Source organism: Terriglobia bacterium (genome assembly GCA_020073085.1).
Lineage (GTDB): Bacteria > Acidobacteriota > Terriglobia > JAIQFV01 > JAIQFV01 > JAIQFV01.
The window spans coordinates 171400-192431 of sequence record JAIQFV010000005.1; the positions used below are offsets into that span (position 1 = coordinate 171400).

Annotated in this window: 15 protein-coding genes; 12 read left to right on the top strand and 3 right to left on the bottom strand. The window is 56.3% G+C overall.

What is annotated here, in order from left to right; genetic code table 11:
• Positions 1-37 precede the first annotated feature (37 nt).
• The 3 genes from LAO21_07470 to bshC all read left to right on the top strand — a co-directional run bounded on the left by LAO21_07470 (position 38) and on the right by bshC (position 3266).
• Positions 38-628 (top strand): GGDEF domain-containing protein, encoded by a 591-nt coding sequence (locus LAO21_07470; protein MBZ5552543.1) that lies wholly within the window; start codon positions 38-40, stop codon positions 626-628.
• A gap of 77 nt (positions 629-705) precedes the next feature.
• Positions 706-1599, top strand: a complete 894-nt coding sequence (locus tag LAO21_07475; protein ID MBZ5552544.1) for a dihydrodipicolinate synthase family protein — start codon at positions 706-708, stop codon at positions 1597-1599.
• Positions 1600-1625: 26 nt separating this feature from the next.
• The gene (gene bshC / locus LAO21_07480; protein MBZ5552545.1) at positions 1626-3266 is read left to right on the top strand and encodes a bacillithiol biosynthesis cysteine-adding enzyme BshC; all 1641 of its coding nucleotides are present in this window, start codon (positions 1626-1628) and stop codon (positions 3264-3266) included.
• 242 nt (positions 3267-3508) lie between these two features.
• On the opposite strand, the gene LAO21_07485 is transcribed toward bshC, so the two are convergent.
• The gene (locus LAO21_07485) at positions 3509-4228 is read right to left on the bottom strand and encodes a methyltransferase domain-containing protein (GenBank protein ID MBZ5552546.1); all 720 of its coding nucleotides are present in this window, start codon (positions 4226-4228) and stop codon (positions 3509-3511) included.
• A gap of 185 nt (positions 4229-4413) precedes the next feature.
• On the opposite strand from LAO21_07485, the gene bshB1 reads away from it, so the two are divergent.
• The 3 genes from bshB1 to LAO21_07500 all read left to right on the top strand — a co-directional run bounded on the left by bshB1 (position 4414) and on the right by LAO21_07500 (position 6956).
• Complete coding sequence (gene bshB1 / locus LAO21_07490; protein ID MBZ5552547.1) at positions 4414-5154, top strand: bacillithiol biosynthesis deacetylase BshB1; 741 nt, start codon at positions 4414-4416, stop codon at positions 5152-5154.
• Positions 5151-6278 (top strand): N-acetyl-alpha-D-glucosaminyl L-malate synthase BshA, encoded by a 1128-nt coding sequence (gene bshA / locus LAO21_07495; protein MBZ5552548.1) that lies wholly within the window; start codon positions 5151-5153, stop codon positions 6276-6278. Before bshB1 ends, bshA begins: the two co-directional genes overlap by 4 nt.
• Before the next feature lie 195 nt (positions 6279-6473).
• Positions 6474-6956, top strand: a complete 483-nt coding sequence (locus LAO21_07500; protein MBZ5552549.1) for an NYN domain-containing protein — start codon at positions 6474-6476, stop codon at positions 6954-6956.
• An 8-nt stretch (positions 6957-6964) separates the two neighbouring features.
• Here LAO21_07500 and LAO21_07505 read toward each other — a convergent pair whose 3' ends face one another.
• On the bottom strand, positions 6965-7306 hold the full coding sequence (locus LAO21_07505) for an MGMT family protein (protein ID MBZ5552550.1): 342 nt from the start codon (positions 7304-7306) through the stop codon (positions 6965-6967).
• Positions 7307-7346: 40 nt separating this feature from the next.
• Positions 7347-7796: a tRNA (cytidine(34)-2'-O)-methyltransferase gene (locus LAO21_07510; protein ID MBZ5552551.1), complete on the bottom strand. Its 450-nt coding sequence runs from the start codon at positions 7794-7796 to the stop codon at positions 7347-7349.
• Between the two features lie 698 nt (positions 7797-8494).
• Here LAO21_07510 and LAO21_07515 point away from each other — a divergent pair.
• The 6 genes from LAO21_07515 (at position 8495) to LAO21_07540 (ending at position 20280) form a co-directional block, all read left to right on the top strand.
• Positions 8495-11356, top strand: a complete 2862-nt coding sequence (locus LAO21_07515) for a PAS domain S-box protein (protein ID MBZ5552552.1) — start codon at positions 8495-8497, stop codon at positions 11354-11356.
• The gene (locus LAO21_07520) at positions 11349-12890 is read left to right on the top strand and encodes a response regulator (protein ID MBZ5552553.1); all 1542 of its coding nucleotides are present in this window, start codon (positions 11349-11351) and stop codon (positions 12888-12890) included. The genes LAO21_07515 and LAO21_07520 overlap by 8 nt, the downstream gene beginning before the upstream one ends.
• Positions 12891-12897: 7 nt before the next feature.
• A complete protein-coding gene (locus tag LAO21_07525) occupies positions 12898-14271 on the top strand; it encodes a sigma-54 dependent transcriptional regulator (protein ID MBZ5552554.1) in 1374 nt (457 codons plus the stop codon).
• Positions 14272-14775: 504 nt separating this feature from the next.
• Complete coding sequence (locus LAO21_07530; protein ID MBZ5552555.1) at positions 14776-15147, top strand: response regulator; 372 nt, start codon at positions 14776-14778, stop codon at positions 15145-15147.
• A 545-nt stretch (positions 15148-15692) separates the two neighbouring features.
• Positions 15693-18206, top strand: coding sequence for a hypothetical protein (locus tag LAO21_07535; GenBank protein ID MBZ5552556.1), 2514 nt, complete (start codon positions 15693-15695; stop codon positions 18204-18206).
• A 508-nt stretch (positions 18207-18714) separates the two neighbouring features.
• Positions 18715-20280: a hypothetical protein gene (locus LAO21_07540; protein ID MBZ5552557.1), complete on the top strand. Its 1566-nt coding sequence runs from the start codon at positions 18715-18717 to the stop codon at positions 20278-20280.
• The last annotated feature ends 752 nt before the right edge of the window (positions 20281-21032 follow it).

The following is a 21032-nucleotide window of genomic DNA, read 5'->3' on the forward strand; positions in this document are numbered from 1 at the left end:
TTAGGGTTGGCGTCTAATATACTGTTCGAGTGAAACTATGGCCAAAGAAGCAAATCCATCCGAAGATTACGCCCGGGAGATTGCTGAGCGTGAAAATCAGATTGATCAACTGCTCAAGATCATCCGTGAAATGGCGCTCAAAGATGCCCTGACCGGTGTCTTCAACCACGCCAACTTCCACGAACGCCTCCAGAGCGAGATCTCCCGCGCCCAGCGGTTCTCTTCCCAAGTGTCTCTCGTCTTGATCGACATCGATGACTTTCGTGCGTTCAATGAACAGCACGGGCACATTGTCGGTGACCAGGCGCTGGTAGTCCTGGGTCAGATTATCCGAACCTATTTGCGGCGCTATGACGTTCCGGCCCGATACGGGGGAGAGGAATTTGCCGTAATCCTCCCGGATACCTCCACCGAGGACGCCCTCAAGGTGGCCGAACGGATTCGCACCAACGTCATGGAGCGCGACATTGCCGCCGGACACACCACCACCCACTTTACGGTGAGCCTTGGGATTGCCAATTTTCCTGTCCAGGCCGACAGTGGGCTGGTGTTGGTCGCATGCGCCGAAGCCGCCTTGCAACGCGCCAAGGAACTCGGAAAGAATCGAGCCGAGATTTTCATTCCCTAATTTCCCCGAAGTCGTTTACACTACCTCGCGCCCCGCTACTCGAGGGGAGCTTATTTTTCAGGATATCCGCATTGCCCATGAGAATTGATCTGGCCGGCGTTTTCCCGCCGCTTACGACACCATTCGACCGTTCGGGTCGTCTTGATCTGGGGGCTTTTCGAAGTAATCTCAGGGCCTACCGCGCTTACTCGTTGCGGGGCTACCTGGTCCTCGGTTCGAGCGGGGAGGCCGGCAGCGTCGATTTCGACGAACGAATCAAGCTCATCGAAACAGCCCGTAAGGAGATTCCTGAGGGCAAAGTGCTGCTCGTGGGTACAGGCGCGCCGTCCTTGAAGGAAACCTTGAAGCTCACGCAGGTCGCCGCTTCCAATGGGGCTGACGCGGCGCTGGTGCTTCCCCCTTTCTATTACAAGCCGGCTATGACCACCGCGGTCATGGTGCAATATTATTCGGAGCTGGCTCGAGCCGCAAAGATCCCTCTCATGATTTATTCCATCCCCCAGTTTACGGGCATCCAGCTGGAGGTGCGCGCAGTGACCGAGTTGTCGAGGAAGTCGAACATCATTGGACTCAAAGAAAGCTCGGGCAACCTGGCCTACCTGGCGGAGATCATCGAATCCACGCCCAAGCGATTTCAGAATGTGACGGGTTCGGCGTTGACGTTTTTGCCCTCTCTTTTGGCGGGCGCCGTGGGCGGGATTCTGGCAGTCGCCAATGTGGCGCCCGGTGAGTGCGTGGAGATTTTTGAGGATTTCAAGGCAGGACGGATGACCCTGGCCGCCAGGAAACAGCGGGCCCTCTTGAGACTCGCCCGCGCTTTAACCGTGCGCTTCGGAATTGCCGGCCTGAAGGCGGGGGTCAGCGCGGCAGGATTCCAGGGGGGTTGTCCCCGATCACCTCTCCGGGCTCTCTCCCGTCCGGATTACAAGGCAGTTTCTGAGCTCTACCAGGAGATGAGGGCGAATTGGTGAAGCCCGATCACAAAATCCCATTTCGCTTGATTCCCAAGACTCCTCCCTTATTCGTCGATTACCTCGAACAAGGCCCTGCCTCCAGGAGGTTCTTTCCCGGCCATTTCCGCGATTCCGGTTCCTTTCATCGGGTTTCCGCGGCATTGCGCTTTGACGATTCTCATCGGAAGTCGCTCGTCCAGACACTGATCCGGCAGAATGAACGTTGGGGGATGAGCGAAAGAACGCGCCAGAACCTGGAGGCCCTCTCCAGGCCCGGATGCTTTGCGGTTGTCACGGGCCAGCAGGTCGGGCTCCTGACCGGCCCATGCTTTAATATGTACAAGGCATTGACGACCATCCGGCTCGCCCAGCATTTGGCGGGGCAGGGAATACCCAGCGTTCCCGTCTTCTGGATGGAGACGACAGATCATGATCTTGAAGAAGTGGATCATGTGGTCCTTCTCGATGGCACATCCCAATCTGTGAGTGACCTCAAGCTGACCTTTGGCCCTCAGACTGAGGGGCGGCCCGTCGGGAAACTCGTCCTTGGACCAGGCCTCTCCGAGTTTCGGAACGCGCTGCGAGCTCAATTCCCGGCCAATTCAGGGTTCGTGGATCTGGTCATGAACCTGGTGGATCAGTGCTATCATGAAGGGAAGACCCTCAGCGAAGCCTTTGCTTGCATGATGGCACAGCTGGTCGGAGAATACGGCCTGATACTGTTCGATCCGATGGATGAAGCCCTGTCAGGACTCTCGCGGCCAATTTTCGAATGGGCATTGCAGCATGGCAATGCCCTTCAAGAACACATGGCGCAGCGGACCCGAGAGATCACCGAGTACGGCTTTGAGCCTCAAATCAAGCTTGATCCGCAGTCGACCTTCGTTTTTCATACGGAAGGGGGGGCGCGCCGGCTGTTGCTGCAGAACGGCGATCAGGTGTGGCCGAAAGGGAATGATCACCGAATGACCATTGAGCAGGCGCGTGCGCTTGTCGGAACGGAACCGGAGAAATTCACCGCGTCCGTGGCTCTCCGACCTCTGCTTCAGGATCACCTGCTTCCCACCATCGCTTATGTGGGAGGTCCTTCGGAGACGTCCTACTGGGCTCAACTGGGCGGGTTCTATCAGGTCTGGGGACGGCCGATGCCCGTCCTGGTTCCACGTGCCAGTTTTACCGTGTCGACGGAGAAGTCTCAAAGATTATTGGCCAAGTATGGACTGGAGTTCTCATCGGTGTTCCTGGGAGTTGAGAAGCTGACGGCTGAAGTCTTCGAGCGATCGGTGTCCTCCGAAGTCTCACAGCACTTTGAGTCCTTGCTGACGGGCGTGACCGAGGGGCTTTCCCGGTTGAAGCCGGCGCTTGAAGGGACAGAGGCTACACTCGCCGGCGCGCTGGAGACCGCACACCAGAAAATCGAATACCAGATCAACAATCTGAAGGCAAAATACCTGCGCGCGGAAGAACGGCGGAATGAAAAAATAGTACAACACATTGTCGCGCTGGAGAATCTGTTGTGGCCGCGGAAGAATTTGCAGGAGCGCGAACTGAATGTCTGCTACTTCCTGGCGCGTTATGGGCGGGAGTTTCTGAAGATGATTTTCGAGGCGACCGAGCCGCTGCCTGACTCGCACGTGCTGCTTCAAATGGACTCCGCCGGCTCCCGTGGGGGCAGGGAGGATTGATCGCCGATCAAAAGAATTTTGCGGGCAAGGGCAGGGAAAATTTATCATTAGCAGGCCAGGAATACCGGAAGTTAAAGACCTTCAATCGGAACAAAACCTGATGCTCCCGCCGCGGCGGGCTATCCATTGATGACCGATCTCCCGGCTTCCTAATAAAATCTGGGCTTGGTTCCGGCTCGTCCGGATTAGGCGAGAGTGCTGGACTGAGGTGCCAAGGCTGCGGAGGCGAAGGGCGTCCGTCTTCATTTGAGGGCCGCTATCCGCCGCCGCCCGTTCTTGGCGAACTCCAGGAAATACTGAGAGGGGAGCATCTCATGACGGTGCACCAAACGGAATCCGGTTTGTTCCGCCAATTTGATGACCCGCTCTTCGGACAATCGTTCGTCCCGGGGTGGACCGGGAGGACCGTTCTTCCCGGCACTCCAGTCGATGATGGTGAGGCGACCACGATCTTTCAAGGCCATGATCACGTTGGCCAACATGGTCTCCTTATCTTTTACGACGCTGAAGGTGTTCAGGAGGAAGGCGAGATCCAGAGATTGGGGAGGGAGTTTCAAGTCCGATTCAGTGCAGAGCACAGGTTTGATGTTCTTGATGGGATAAAACCCGATCTTTTCACTCAGCAGCCGGATGGCCTCCTCGCTGATGTCGACGGCGAACACGTGCCCTTGGGGACCCACCGCCTGCGAGAGCCAGCCGGTGAAGTACCCGGCGCCCGCGCCGATGTCGGCGACCGTATCTCCGGGTTTAAGGTCCAACGCTTCGATGATCTCGACGGGTTTCTGCCATTCATCTCGAGGCGTGTGCTCCGGAAAAATCTGACCTGCCCGCGGAGGGACCCCGGTCTGTCCCGTGGTCACGAGGCCGAATGTCAGCCAGATGACCAACAGAAGGACCGCTCTCGCGTCCACGCTGGGTAAAACGGAATTGCGGAGAATTTCACGATTTTGATGGCTTGTCATCACGCACGCTCCTCTGAGGTCTGTCCTTTTGCGTGGTTGGCTCTCGCAGCTCGAACCCGCTCCTCCAATACAAAGGACGTAAAGAAGCGTTCCCGCGCCACTCGGTTTTTTGATGATTTTTAACTCAAGTTGCATAATTTTACAAACGAAATCACGCGCTGATCCTATGATGAGGCCCGGTGAACATGACACTGAATCTTGATCTTCTCGCATTTGGAGCTCATCCCGATGATGTTGAACTAGTGGCCGGCGGGACGCTGTTGAAGATGGCCCAGAGCGGGTACAAGACGGGCATTGTCGACATGACTCGGGGGGAACGAGGAACCCGCGGTTCCCCGGAGATTCGTGCTCGGGAGGCCCTGGCGTCGGCGAGAATCCTCAAGTTGAGCGTGCGTGAGAATCTCTCGATGGAGGATGCTCACGTGACGGTGGGCACGGGTTCCCGGCTCAAGGTCATCGACGCGTTGCGGAGATTCCGGCCCCGGATTGTGATCACGCACTACTGGGAGGACCCCCATCCCGATCATCGCGCCACCAGCGAGATCGTGACGGATGCCTGCTTCTTAGCCGGATTGATGAAAATCGATACCGGGCAACCGCGATTCCGGCCCCAAAAGATCTTGTATTTCATGCTGCCGGATCATGTCCTGCCCACCGTGGTGGTGGATGTCACAGACCAATTTGAAGCACGCATGCGCGCGTGCCGGGCCTACCGTTCTCAGATCTACAATCCGCAGTCCAAGGAACTGGAAACGCGCCTTTCGACCCCCGACTTCCTCGACCGCCTCGAAGCGGACCATCGCTACTACGGGAACCTGATTCAGACAAAGTACGGAGAGGCCTTCTATTCCAAGGAAGTTCTGCGGATCGATGATCCAGTCGCGTTTTTTAAAGGCCCGGTCCAGAAGAAAGGCAGGCGGAGATGAAAATTGGAATTACCTGTTATCCCACCTATGGCGGCAGCGGGGTGGTGGCCACCGAACTGGGAAAAGAGCTGGCGTATCGGGGCCATGAGGTTCATTTTGTGAGTTACGCGCTGCCGTTTCGCCTGAATCTGTCCAGCCCCCGGATCTTCTTTCATGAAGTGGAAGTTTCCGCCTATCCCCTGTTTGAGTACCGCCCGTATACCCTGGCGCTGGCCAGCCAGATGCTTCAAGTGACCTTGGACGAGAATCTCGACTTGCTGCACGTGCACTACGCGATTCCTCACAGCGTCAGTGCTTACCTGGCGAAGCAGATGATCGCCCCCCGGAAGTTGCCCGTAATTACGACGCTGCACGGGACTGATATTTCACTGGTGGGAGTCGACCGCTCCTATCTGGCCATTACCCGATTCTCCATAGAACAGAGCGACGGGGTCACCTCGATTTCGGAGCACTTGCGGGAACGGACCTACAAGGAATTTGGCGTCGAACATTCCATCGAGATGATTCCAAATTTTGTGAATTGTTCCGAGTTTACAAAGAAATGTGCGTGCGAGCTGCGGAGAAGGTTTGCTCCGGATGATGAAAAGTTGCTCATCCACATCTCCAACTTTCGGCCGGTCAAGCGGATCACGGATGTCGTGGAAATCTTCGACCGGGTTCAGAAGGAGATCCCGGCGCATCTGCTCATGGTGGGGGATGGGCCCGAGCGGGCGGAAGCGGAATACCTGGCGGGAATGAAGAAATTGCGCGACCGGGTCCACTTTGTGGGCAAGCAGGAGGCCATCAACGAATACATGGGTCTCGCCGATCTATTGTTATTGCCGAGCGACAACGAAAGTTTTGGGCTGGTGGCCCTGGAGGCCATGGCGTGCGAGGTCCCGGTGATTGCGTCCAAGGTGGGAGGCCTGCTGGAGGTTGTCCGGGACGGTGTCGACGGGTTTCTCATCCCGCCGCGGGAGATTGATATGATGGCCCGTCGCGCCATTGAAATCCTCTCTGATCCCGCCTTGGCGGAGCGCCTTGGCAAGCAGGGGCGGGAGCGCGCTGAAGGCAATTTTTGCACGAGCATAGTGATCCCGCGATATGTGTCATTTTATGAGCGGGTCATCGCGGAGGTTAAATAGGAAGCTCGAACGGAGCCGCGTTCATTCCTGTCCCCTTCACGGAAAGCGGGGGCCAGGTGGCTCCCCCTTCACTCCTCCTCCTACCCGCGGGCGCCATGGAATTTCCTCTTTGCTAGACGCAGATTCATGAATCGTGGGTCCTTGCTGTGATTCGTCAGGGCAATGTCCGGCCCCTTTTTGATTGGATTTTCCATCATGCCGTATCTGGTCGATGGGTATAATTTATCACGAAGATCAGGGCAGTTTAAGCAGCCGTCTTCTCGGGAGACTGACGCTGTAGTGCGGTATCTCAACCGTTTTGCCAGGCTGAAACGGACCAAGGTGACTGTGGTGTTCGACGGGTTTCCTCACGACGGGGATCGATCTCACGCCCTCTCTTCCACCTTTGATGCCATCAAGATTATTTACGCCGGGGCGGATTCAGATGCTGACGGAAGGATTCGAAAGCTGGTCGCTTCTCTAAAGAACCGGGCGGGCTGGATCGTAGTCTCAAGTGATCGCGCGGTGTATGGATACGCCCGCGCCAGCGGCGTGCGGGCCATGCGCTCTGAGGAGTTTCTTCAATCAGCCAACGCGCTCTTGTCTCAGCAGGGCAAAGATGAGGTGGAATCCACGGGCGGGGAAGTGGAATACTGGCTGAAGATTTTTGGAGAACCCAAGAAAGGGACCTCTTCGTAGGCATCCGCTTAACGGGACGAGCGGGGGGAGACTTTGCGGAGCCCTCGCTCCCATTGGGAACGGCTCATCACGATGCGGTTCCCGCGGAATTCGACTCCTTCCTGTTGTAATAATCTCTTCTGGATTTGAAAGTATTGAACCGCCTTGCTGATCACCAGGCGGCCGCCGGCACCCACGACACGATGCCACGGAACCGGTCGAGCCGATGATGAAGCGCTCATGGCCCATCCCACCATGCGTGCTGCATGAGGCTTTCCGGCCAGGCGCGCTACCTGCCCATAGGTGGCTACCTTTCCGCGCGGTATAAGGCGAACCACCCGATACACCTTCTCAAAGAAGCTCTCCATCAATCTCCTCTGTGCGAGTCCCGGGGCTGTCCGCCGCTCACCGTTAAAATCCTTTTACCTGACGCAGGGCCTCGTAAAGAATAATCGCCACGGCATTGGACAAGTTCAGACTTCGAGTGTCGTTCCACATGGGGATAGTGAGTCCCATCTGCGGGTGCGAGAAGATAAAGGGTTCCGGCAAGCCGTGTGTTTCGTTTCCAAAAATCAGGTAGTCACCTTCTTGAAAGCGAGCCTGCGTATAAAAGGTCGTGGCCTTGGTGCTGGCAAACCAGCACCGATCCGCTTGATGGTCTTTCCAGAACGACTCAAACGAATCATGGAATACAGGGCGCACCTTGTCCCAGTAGTCCAAGCCGGCGCGCCTCAAATAGTAATTGGTGGTCTCAAAGCCCAGGGGTTTGACCAGATGAAGTTCACTCTGCGTGATGGCGCACAAACGGGCGATGTTTCCGGTGTTCTGGGGAATCTGCGGCTCAACGAGGACGATGTGCACCCATAGATTCTATGGGAAGGATTCAAGCGATTCAAGAACCCGAAACAATTTTGTAACAATTCGACGTTAGTTTCGTCCCTTGTTGTGTATTGATACAACCGGGTTGTGATTCGAACATTTCAGACAGCCAGCGCTCAGGATGAAACACATTCTGGAGTTCGAACGATTTCAGGTTGGATACGACCATTGATCGTGAGCTTGGGTTGCCATACCAACAAGAATTAGGGCAAGACGAAAATTCATCTCCATTGAGGTGGCTTTGAATTCCGTTATTTTTTTCCGTCTTACGTAAGGAAGAGTTTTGAAGAATGGTGACTCAGAATGGATAAAGTGTTGTCAAGTGATTTTTTCTGCCCCTCACAGAGGCTCGAGGCGATGTTCCAAAACATTACAAATAGGGCTTGCTCTGAGGGAAGGAACGAAAGTATACTATTTCACAAGCTGGGCGGGAGGCTCTGCTCGGTGGCAACTCTCTCTCCGTTTGCCGGGCTTTATGGTGCGGAATTCAACAGAGAGAACCCAATCCATGCCAAGTGAAGGATATAGGTCAGACAACGTTTCAAGGGAGTACACGCTGAAGCTGGTGTGAAATCGCTTCATCGACCTCCGACGAACTCGCTCTCAGATCCGTTGTATACTTCGGCCTAAATCCGAAAACTGCAATTCGATAAAAAGAGGGTTCCACATGGAGGGTAGCCATGAAGAAACAGACCCTTAACCTCAAGCTTATCCTCACGTTCACGGTTCTGACCATCATCCTCACGTGGCTGGTTATTCTCACTTGGGAGCAATGGCTCCGTCTACCCTTTTACACCTGGGTTGAAGCTCACTATACCGGCACAGATCGGCAATATCGAATTGAGCAGCGCACCGAGCATTTCTTCATCTCCACCGCTGTCGATGTCATCGTGGTTACCCTGTTGCTCCGCCTCGTCAACCGCCAGCAACGCAAATTGCAGGCCAGTGAGGTCCGGTACCGGACCTTGTTTGAGCATGCCAATGATGGCATCGGGGTAGTGACTGCGACCGATCACCGGCTCGTGGAAGTCAACAACCGGTTTGGTGAGATCCTGGGATATCAGCCTCAGGCACTTCTTGGCAAAGACATTCGGGGTCTGGTGCGGGGAAACGGGGACCGGGCGGCCTCCGATGCGTTTATTGCGCTGTTGGACCGGATCGATTCGGGCGAGGGCGAGCTCACCATGCAGAAAGCGGGGGGGGAGACCCTGCCGGTCATGGTGTCGTTTAGCAAGCCGTCGATGGAAGAAGAGAAGCTCGTGGTTCTCATCATCCGCGACCTCTCCGAGCGCAAGCGGGCGGAGGCGAAGTTCTCCGGACTGCTCGAATCCTCTCCGGACGGGATCGTGATTTCCCGAAATGACGGAAAGATTGTTCTTATCAACGCTCAAACGGAGAAGATGTTCGGCTATCGCAAAGACGAGTTGTTCGACCAGCCTGTGGAGATCCTCATGCCGGAGCAATTCCGTTACCCGCATATGGAACACCGGGCAGGTTACCTCTCGGCGCCCCGTATCCGCCCCATGGGTTCGGGGCTGATTCTTTCCGCCCGACGGAAGGACGGGAGCGAGTTTCCGGTCGAGATTAACCTCACGCCCATGTTCACCGAAGATGGGCTCCTCGTCATCAGCGACATCCAGGATATCACCGAGACCAAGCGGGCGAAGGAAGCGCTGAGCAAACTCTCCAGTGCCGTGGAGCAGACCGCCGATACCGTCGCCATTACCAATAAGGAAGGGGTCATCGAGTACATCAACCCGGCCTTTGAGAAGTTGACCGGCTACACCATGCCGGAGGTGGTGGGCAAGACGTTCCGGATCCTCAAGTCGGGGAAGCATGAGCAGGAGTTTTATCGGAATCTTTGGGTGACGATCCTCTCGGGTCAGCCCTTCCGTGGTGTTTTGATCAATCAGAAAAGGAACGGGGAACTTTATTACGAAGAAAAGACGATCACGCCGTTGAAAGATGGCAAGGGGAATACGACGCACTTTGTTTCCACCGGGAAAGACATTACGGAGCGGAAGCAGGCCGAAGAATCGCTGCGGGATTCAGAGAAGCGCTACCGTTTGATGTTCAAGAGCAATCCGCTTCCCATGTGGGTCTACGACCTGGAGACCTTTGCCTTCCTGGACGTGAACGAAGCAGCGGTCCGTCACTACGGATATTCGCGCGATGAATTCCTCAACATGACCATCAAGGACATCCTCCCGTCCAATGGGGCTCCGGTGGTCCTGGACGGGGGTTCCGCCCTCCGCGAGGGACGTGAAATCGCGCCCGTCTGGCGTCACCGAAAGAACGAGGGAACCGTCATCTACGTGGAAATCAGCTCGCACACGCTGACCTTCGCGGGCAGGCCGGCGGAGATTGTACTCGCCAACGATGTGACCGAGCGAATGAAGGCGGAAGAGGCCGTGCGGGAGAGTGAAGAGCGCTATCGCATGCTGTTCACCAGTGCCAACGATGGAGTGTTTGTCAATACGCTGACCCCGGACGGCCGGATGGACCGGTTCATCGAGGTCAACGATGTCGCCTGCCAGAGCCTCGGGTACACGAGAGAGGAACTTCTGAAACGGACGCCAACCGACATCTATCCGGATGAGTTCCGCGGAGTCGTCCAATCCTTAATGCAGAGAATCCTGTCGGAGAAACACCTCCTTTTCGAGAGTGTGCAGGTGGCTGCGGGGGGCAGGAGATTCCCCGTTGAAATCAATCTCCATTTGTTTGACTATCGCGGGCAACCCCTCATTCTGTCGATCGTGCGCGATATCACGGAGCGGAAGCAGCTCGAGGCGGAAAAAGAAGAAATGCAGCGCCAACTGTTCCAGTCCTCCAAATTAGCTTCCATCGGAGAACTCTCGGCCGGGGTAGCGCATGAGATCGGGAATCCGCTGAATTCCATCATCAACTTCGGCCAGTTGCTCAAGGATGCCGGCCTGGCGAGGAGCGAAATTGAGCGGCAGGTCATCGATGGGGTCATTGATGAGGGGGGGCGCATCGCCAAGATTGTCCGGGACCTGCTGGCCTTCGCACGGCGCGATTCACAGGAGGTGGCCCGGGTCAATATCTCTGAGACCATTAAGAACTCCATGTCGTTGTTCGGCCGCCAATTGGATACGGATGGAATTTCCGTGGAAATCGATGTGGGGGAAGATATCCCGCCGGTCATGGCGAGCGGGTCTTTGCTCCGCCAGGTCATTGTCAACATGATCACCAATGCCCGCCATGCCTTAAGGGCGAAATCTACCGATAACAAGGTGTTTCGCATCACCGCTCAGGCGTTGGAGCGGGGAGACGGCACGGTCGTTCGCATCGAGTTCTTCGACAACGGAGTCGGAATCCCCCGGCAGAACCTCGACAAGGTGTTCGATCCGTTCTTCACCACGCGGCGCGACAGCGGGGGGACCGGACTGGGGTTGAGCCTGAGTTTCGGCATTATCCGCACCTATGGCGGGACGATCACCGTGGAGAGCGAAGAAGGGGCTTTTACGCGGTTCAGGGTCGAGCTTCCTGCTGCCACATCGAGGGAGGAGGAATATGCCTAGAGTCTTGTTGGTGGACGATGAGCCCAACGTGCGTTGGACGATGGCGGAATTCCTGACCCGGGCAGGCTATGAGGTCCTCACGGCCTCGGACTTTGACAGCGCCGTGGCCCATTTGGAAGCGGCCGCCTCACTCGATGTGGCGGTCTTTGACATCATCCTGCCGCGCAAGAGCGGGATTGAGTTGCTGAAAGAGGCTCACCGTCGGGATCCGGATCTGCCCGTCATCATGATCACCGCAGATCCTGACTTATCGCGGGTTCCCGAGATCGTCCGCGAGGGCGCCTACGATTTCATGGCCAAGCCGGTGGTGAAAAACGCGCTCATCAATGCGGTTTCCCGGGCGTTCGAAAAAAAGCGGCTGACGGACGAAAAGCGCCGGCTCGAGGAAGAGATCCGGCGGCATGCCGAACATCTCGAGGGCCTGGTCGCCGATCGCACGCGCGAGCTCGCGGAGGCCCACAATTTCCTGAACACGGTGCTCGAAAGCTCCACTGAATACGCCATTATTGCCATCGATACCGACGACCGCTTTACTCTTTTCAACCGGGGAGCGGAGCTCATGTTCGGGTATCTTGCCGAGCAGGCCTTGGGGAAAGAGGTCAGGGAGATCGTGGCGGACGCGAAGTTCGGGCCGGAGGACAAGCCCTTGCTGAAGTGCGGGGAGGAGGCCGTCGCCACGGGACGCCACGTGGTGGAGATCCGGTTGGCCCGGGCCGACGGCAGTTGCTTTGTCGCCTCCGTGGCCATGACACCTCTTCGGAAAGCCGACGGGCCTCTGCTCGGATATTTGGGCATCATCAAGGATCTGACCGTGGAACGGGAAAAGGAAGAGGAACTGCGGCGAATGCAGGCCCGGCTGGCCCACAACGAGAAGATTGCCGCCCTTGGCCGGGTGGCAGCCCAGGTCGCACACGAAGTCAAGAATCCTCTCGCCGGCCTGAAACTCTATTCCCTCCACCTGAAGAACAAGGTGGCCGGACAACTGGGTCCGGCCGAAATGGAATTGGTGGAGAAGATCGTCCTCAGTATTGACCACCTCTCGGATACGGTGGAAAAGGTCCTGGACTTTGCCCGACCGGTCAAACTGGTGCGCCAACCGGTCGATCTCAATGGCGTCGTCAACGAAGCCTTCCACATGCTTGAGTCCCAGATGGTCGCCAACAAGATTGAGAAGGATCTGAGCCTCGCCGGCCCCGATGCGGGCGGTATGCTGGATGAGACTTCGATCCGTTCCGCCGTGGTGAATCTCATGGTCAACGCCATTCAAGCGATGCCGGACGGCGGCCGACTCCATGTGACGACGACGCGATCGAATAGACAACTGACTTTGACCATTTCGGATACGGGATGCGGGATGAGTGAAGAGCAAGCGAAGAACGTCTTTGAACCCTTCTATACGACCAAGAACAAAGGGCTCGGTCTGGGGATGCCGTACGCCAGGAAGGTGATCGAAGAACACGGGGGGACCATCCAGCTCAAGAGCCGGCTGGGAGAGGGTACTCAAACGGAGATTACATTGCCAGTCGAGGAGTAATATACCCATGCGAGCCAATGAGAGGATTCTCGTCGTAGACGACGAAAGCAGTATCAGCGGGGCGATGAAGGTGATTTTGGGGGAGCGCGGATACGAGGTCAAAACGGCGGAAAGCGTCGGCCAGGCCACGACCATCCTTAACGGCCGCCCATTCGACCTGGTGTTCACCGATCTCAAGCTCCCGGATGCCTCCGGGATTGACCTGCTCGGACAGATTAAGAGCGATACTCCGGACACGGAAGTCATCCTGATGACGGCCCATGGCTCTCTCGACGTCACCATCGAAGCGATCAAGAAGGGGGCCTATTACTACATTGAGAAGCCCTTCGTCCCCGACCAGGTGGTCATGCTGGCTCAGCGGGCCCTGGAGGCCGCCGCCTTTCGTCGCGAGAATCAAACTCTCAAACGGGTGCTGACAAGCGAGGACGAGGCCTTTGGGATCATCGGACGCAGTCCCAAGATGCGCCAGATTTATGACACCATCCGCGCCACCGCGGCGGCGGATGCTTCGGTGCTGATCGAAGGAGAAAGCGGGACAGGAAAGGAACTCATCGCCCGGGCCTTTCATCTTCAGGGAACCCGCGCCGACCGGCCCTTTGTGTGCATTAACTGCGCCGCCATCCCGCGTGACCTGATCGAGTCGGAATTGTTCGGCTACAAAAAGGGAGCTTTCACCGGCGCGGACCGCGATAAACGGGGATTGATGGAAACCGCCTCCGGCGGGACGCTGCTGCTGGACGAGATTGCCGAAATGCCGGTGCACCTTCAGACCAAACTGCTTCGGGTCTTGCAGCAACGAAAACTCCGCCGCGTCGGGGATGAACAGGAAGTGGATGTGGATTTCAAGTTGATTTCTGCCACCAACCGCGACACCCTGCAAGCCATCCAACAGGGGGAGTTGAGGGAAGATCTCTATTACCGCATCAGCACGATCAAGATTAAGGTCCCTCCCCTGCGAGAACGGCTCGATGACCTGGTCCTTCTCGCTGAGCGTTTCCTGGAACGATACAGCAAGAAGTATAACAAACATATCGTGGGGATCGCACAGCCGACCTTTGCGCTGCTGGCACGATATCCTTGGCCCGGCAATGTCCGGGAACTGGAGAGTGTCGTGGAGCATTCCGTCCTCTTTTGCCAGGGTGAACACCTTGAGCCGCAAAACCTGCCCGAACACATCCAGGCCGCCCGGAGCAGTCGCTTCCGATGCGACGTGCTTCCTTATATGACCCTGGAAGAGATCGAGCGAGACGTGATTGAACAAACACTCGAACGAACGGGAGGTAATGTAAAGAAGACCGCTGAAATATTGAACCTCCATCGCCCCACCCTGTATCGCAAGCTGCGAAGCTATGGGATTAAAGGAAAACGCGCTGTTTCATAATAGAACACAATGTTGTGTGTGTTTCATAAAAAAACAGCTTGTGATCCCATATTCATTTTCTTTCTATCCTTTTAGCGAACCCTAAGGTCGTCCCTCGATAAATATTGTTGCGCCGATTCCAGCCAACCCAGTGTGCAGAAACAATTGCTTGGCGGGTTCTTTGCTTCAATTCACCTTACCAATCCAGTATTTCCACTATTTGCATGCAACTTATTGCATTAGTGGTGCATGAGTTGCTGGTACTACTGCCTTGTTGAAGGACCTTGTACTCGCCGCCGAGTCCTCCGGGAATCCCCCCGCAATGCCAGGGGGAGGGTACAACCTCGGGCCGGAGTTTATACTCTGAGACAAGTGTCCGGTTCCAGAGTACATGTGGAGTCGATTGCGCAAGTGATCTGGGTTTGGTCGCGGTGTCGTGCTATTCCCGGCCGTAGACTTGCCTCTTTCGCCACGCAGTATTCGGTTCAGACGTTGCCCAAAGGTAAGATGAAGATGGAGTAGCCCGTGGCAGAGAAAATCAAAATCCTCATCATCGATGATGAGCCAAGCGTTGTGGACGCTGTCAAACTGATCTTGAATGACAACGGCTATGACGCGGTGGGCGCCATGACCGGCCGCGATGGGATTGAAGAAGGTCAGCGGGCACGATTTGATTTGACGATCACCGATCTCCGTCTTCCGGATATGTCTGGCTTTGATGTCCTCCGCTGGATCCGTGGGAAGGATCCGCAAAACCGCGTCATCATCATTACCTCCCATAGCACCCCTGAGGTTCTGACCAAGGCAAGAAACGGGGGCGCGGTCGATGTCCTTCCCAAACCATTCTCTCCGAATCAACTCATCCAACTGGTCAACCACGCCTTGGCCATTCGTTGAGCCCACGTCGTTGATTCTGAGCGCCTCCCATAGCATTTAATCCTCCCCAATTCCACATCGAAGTTTAATATTTCAAAATCGATACATAGTATCAATTTGAAACACAATATCGTAAAAGTGATTCATTACTCATATGTGTTCTCGTCCAAATCGAAGTGTTATTTGTTTGTAAGTTATTGTATTTAATATGATTGTATTAATAGCTTACGTTGGCATCACATTTGCTCTTAGGTTTGTTCGTGTGGATGGAACTGTGTTCTTCTATGCAGGCAATTTCGGTGAATCTGGACTCATTTGAGGGATCGATGATTCTTGATAGACGAAACTTCAGAGGATGCTGTTGGTTATTTCATGGAGATGAGTCAAATCCGCGCACGCTCCGTCTTGCAGTTTCCAAGTCTGCTGGAAATTACAGCGAGCGCGAAAGCAGGACTACTTCAAGCAAGGGGGGTGCGTGGAAAGACGCGAGACCTGGAATTTTTTAACTAGAACAAAAACAACAATAACCAATGACGCTCTGTAGTATCGGCGCCAAGGAGAAAAACATGAACAAAAGAAAGATAACCGCTTCAGAAAACCTAACCAGCCGCAAAGGGCAGTGGGCGTCATTTGCCGTGGCGTTCCTGCTTCTTGCTGTGTTGGCGTGGACCGGGACCATCGTGGCCCAGGGTCCGATTTCACCGACACAGTTCGACGTGACCGGCTTCCTCCAGGAAGCGACGTTGACGACCCCCGGTGATGCGCACTCGGGTGGCCAGCTGAAAGTCAATGGCCACGTGATTACCGTACCGCGGGAAACGATTGTGGTCCTTCCTGCCAACCAGCTCACGTGGCAGGAGCTCTTTGCTCAGTCGCCAGCCCCTTACACGAACGTATCGACGGGCTTGGCGATGGCCGACGTTCCAACGCCTCTCACCCAGTATGAAGTCGAGGCGGTGGGCAACCGCGTGGGTGACACCTACATTGCCGGGCTCATCTACATCTCCCAGCAGACCCTGAACTCAGGGGCGGGGTTCATCAATTTCATCGACTATACCTTGGGTGAAATGCGCGTGGGTGGAGTCATCAACGACGCGAACTGCGCACAGGGTGGTACTGCCGCATCGAACCCCCTCTGCTCCGGCGCACGGGTACGACTCAACGACCCGACGGGAAAGTTCGGTCGGGCAAATACCCCGGATCAACGCTTCACGCTTGACCCCGATAACCCCACGGTTATGAGCGGGACCGGCTACCCTGCCTGCTTGCCGCGCACCGATCCAGCCGGGGCGGCACCCGATGCTCTGTGCCCCGAGGGCCAGCGCCCGAAGGATCTGACGGGTGCTTATGTTGGCAAGTTCTTCACGAATGCTCCAGTAGCTGCCCCCGGAGTGACGCCGATGCCGGATCCAAACATCCAGGCGCCCTTCGAAGTGGGTGACTACATCACCTTCGCGGGAACGCTCGTTACCGACAACGCGGCGGCTCCCACTGCGGGCCCATGGCCAGCTAATGGCGCCGCAGGCACCTACATCTCTGCTCACACCATCACCAGCAACGTCGCCATCTTCACCGCCGCGGGAACCGCTCCCGCGTACGTGATGACCGATACCTTCATTCTCGGTACTGGCGGCTTGACGGTCCTTGGCGCTGCTGAGGCCGTGATCCGAACCCGGTTTGAAGGGATGACCACCGACTTCAGCCGGCAGATCCACCTCTATGGAATCGATTATAACGCCTCCACTGGGGCCCCCAGTGATCGCGATTGGGGTACCATCGGCGTCGATCCGGGTCCGCCCGCGGGCGCAGTTCTGGGCCGTTGGCGCTTTCGTCCTCCGTGCGCACCTTTTGGGACCGTTCCAACAAAACCTGACAAGCAGTGCGTCATGAATGCGTTGGGTGTCTTCCTGCCGGCGACGCGTGAGATGCGTGCTGTAATCGAAGGCGCATGGGTTCCCGGGCAGACCACCACCTATGCGAACGGACTCATTGCCGGGCAGTACCACGCCCCCATCACCGAGTTGATCTTCCCGGAAAACATCCCTGGAAGCCCGATCGTTCCGAACAACTTTGAGGCGATCCCGTTCCTGGCCTGTGGCGGTTATTCGTCCACCACGGGAGTGCTTGGCGGGCAGCTCAGTCCTTGGCCCGGTGCTGCGGCTCCCTCGCTTGCGAATTGCGCAGGGGCCGTGACGCCTCCAGTTGCCAACGCCGGTCTCGCTCAGACAGTGGCTTCTGGTGCGGCCGTGACACTCAACGGCAGCGCCACCGGGACGGCCCCTTTGACATTCGCTTGGGCCCAAAATCCGGCGGATGCTACCCAGGTGGTCCTCACCGGCGCGAATACAGCCAATCCGACCTTTACGGCACCCGTTGTCGGAGTGACGACAGTGTTGAACTTCACCTTGACGGTGACGAACAGCGCTGGATCCTCTTCAGCCTCCGTGACGGTCACGGTCGACGCAGCAGCGGCTCCTACGGTCAGCGTTCCAGCGCCCCAGACAGTGATTTCCGGAACGCTGGTGACCTTGACGGCCACTTGCACTGATCCGCTTGGACTGGCCTGCACCTTCAGCTGGCTCCAGACGGCACCTGCGGCACCGGTCGTAATCAACCCGAACCCATTCAGCGGCGCGACCATTAGCTTCACACTCACGCTGCCGGTGGGTACGACCACCAGCACGGTCCTACAGTTCCAGGTGATTGCGACGAACTCTGCAGGCGTCAGCTCCTCAGCCGGGTCAACCTCAGTGACTGTGAACCCAGCTCCGGACGCTGTCATCATCACGTCAGCGGTCTACCGGATCTCGAAGCAGAGGTTGGACCTCACCGCTTCATCGTCAGTCATCAGCCCGAACATCATCCTGACCTTGCAGCCTTACGTCACGACCTCGGGAGCTACCTTCAACCCCTTGACTCTGGGGGCCGGGAGCAACATCATGACAAACACCGGTGGTGGTCTCTACACCATGACCCTGGTGGGCGCACCTGAGCCCGCCGTGCCACCGGCAACGCCTATCATCGTCACCTCCAACATCGGAGGGAGAGCGACCTCAGCGTTGACCCTGATCCGGCAGTAAGTTAGCGAGTTCCTCACCGGTCGGAGAGCAGAATCTGCTCTTCGACCGGTTTTTTTTTGCAAGTTCACCCCTGCTGCCTCTAAGGACCAAAAGACCTTGGCATTGGGCAAAGTCGGATAGGGGTGAAATTGAAATCTAGACTTTGCCCCGAGAAACGGCTCAGTGTGCCCCCCCTTACCCAGCCCACCTTGAAAAATTGGCTCAAACTTTCCATTGATCTGCTGTGCTCCAAAGATTCTCCCAAAATATCCCATTCCAGAAAGTAAATTCCTCTCACCGCCAGCGTCCAGACCACCGATTTCAATTGAAAGTTTTTTCGCATTAGGTATATTTTTGTACACTTTTGCTCACCCTATATACGCGAATGATACAGATGTTCTAGATTGGCCCATCGCTGAGGCGGTGACTGACCAAGGTTCTTGGGGCATTACTTGATGCATAGGCTGAAGAAGGGCATGACGACGTGGAGACTCGGAACAAATAAATTCATCCTCAAGGAGAAGCAAGCATGAAATGGCTCTTACGAAGCGTATGTATGGTTTTAGTTTTTTGCATGGGGGCAGTATGCGCTCAAGCGCAAACATGCTCCACCTCGGTGGCCCAATTGATCAGCCCTGCGTCTGGGTCCACACTGGTTCCGAACCCAACAACAGGTGCGATCGACCTCTTGTGGTGCAATGCCAGCGCCGACTACTTTGTAACCATCGAAAGCGTACCCGGTGCCCATGATATTTTCTTTAACTTCACCGGAGGGGTAGGCGGCGGGGCCGGCCAGAATTTTCTGAACCTTGGTCCGGCTTGCAACATCCCCACTGCAACGAGCCCTACGACGGGGTGTATCCCCGCGCTCGGCGAAACCATTTTCTTCACGTTGCAGACGGTGAAAAATAAACAGATTTTGGGCTCTTTCCAGTACACCTTTACGGCCCCCGGCACGCCCGCAAACAAGGCCGCAGTCATAGTGGCCCCCACGCCGGGGTTGACACTGACCTCCTCGGAGGTGAACTTTAGTTGGTCAGAGAACCTTGCGACTGAAACCTATCTGCAAGTGGGTTCCACGCTGGGCGGACAAGAGTTTTATAGTGCGGGACAAGGGACCAACGTCTCAACCCAGGTGATCGGACTGCCGACTGACGGCACCCCGGTCTTCGTACGGCTGTGGTCGAATATTGGAGGTTCGTGGTCATTCAACGATTACAACTACGTGGCTTGTTTGGGTTGTACTCCGACAACCGCACGGATGACAACTCCTGCCACAGGATCAACCTTGACGACCTCCGAGGTGACTTTCTCTTGGAGCACCAGCCTGGCCACAGAGTATTATCTGCAGGTGGGCACGGCGCCGGGCGGGCAAGACCTCTTCAGCGCAGGACTGGGACCAAACTTGTCGGCATTGGTGTCGGGCCTTCCCATCGGCGGCCAGCCGGTGTTTGTGCGGCTCTGGTCGAACGTGAATGGGGCCTGGTTGTTCAACGACTCCAGCTACCTCGCCTGCACCGGGTGCACCCCCACTACAGCGACAATGTCGAGCCCCGGGCCGGGAACGACACTCACCTCCTCGGTAGAGACCTTCAATTGGAGCACTAGTCTGGCGTCGCAGCACTATCTGCAGGTTGGGACGACCCCTGGAGGCCAGGAGATTTACAGTAGTGGTGAAGGGGCGAACTTGTCGGCCCAGGTGATGGCCCTGCCTAACGATGGCAGCCCGGTGCATGTGCGGTTGTGGTCGAATGTCGGTGGCGCGTGGCTGTTCAATGATTATACTTATTCAGCCTGCACGGGATGTACCGCTACAAAGGCCGCTATGACAAGTCCTGCTGTCGGGGCGATCCTGAACTCCACCTCCCCGACCTTCTCGTGGACCACGAGCCTGGCTTCCCAAACGTACCTCCAAGTGGGAAGGACCCAGGGCGGACAGGATATTTATAGCGCGGGACAAGGCTTGGGCCTTTCGACCGCGGTGGCTGGGGTTCCGAATGATGGAAGCTCCATCTTCGTCCGGCTGTGGACCAATGTCGGTGGGGCGTGGTTGTTCAATGACTATAACTACAAGGCCTGTACCGGGTGCAAGTAGAGAGAAGCGGATCGATGGACCTCGACAAATCGATCCTAAGGCACTAAACGCTGAGCAGCACGCAGTGGGTACCAAAGCAGCCCCGGGATTTCGGAAGTGGATTCCGAAATCCCGGGGCATTTTAGTTCCACCGGCCGGATCGAGCTGGTCGATTCAATCGTTCGTACGAGCCCATCGGAACCGGGTGTCTCGATTGCTGTGTCCTCACAGTAGATTCTGTTCCTTCTGATTCACCCTTCCCTTCACAAGCGTGATCATCAGTGTGGCAAACTTGAAAACTCAAGAATGTGGTTCGAAGGGTGGCAGGAAACATTCATTGAAAATTCTTCTCTCCCACCGGGCCAGGGCCAATTCCATTCATCAGTTGCTCCCGGGAATGACTCCGCTCTGGAACCAGCGGCGAGAAGTAAGGTATTGGATCGGGCCGATTGCGACGGGGTCATGAGCCTTCCACGGATCGGCTGCTGAAATCTGAAATTTCAAATTTGAGATTGCGGGTCTGCTGGGCAACGATTAAGGAGAAATGTCCCGAAAAGGAGATCCCGTGTCTCCTCGGACGAGGGAGAGGAGAGTGACCTGTGAATCATTACGATCAGTCGGGATCAGCAAGTTTTAATTCTTCCGGGGATCAGGCCTTGTCCGTTGGGCGGGTTCGGGAGAGTCGGCTGACGACTCTTGGGCGAAGGATTCCCCTGTGTCGACAGGCCTCTATTAACCTTAACGTCAGCTGTAACACATAGAAAATTCACCAT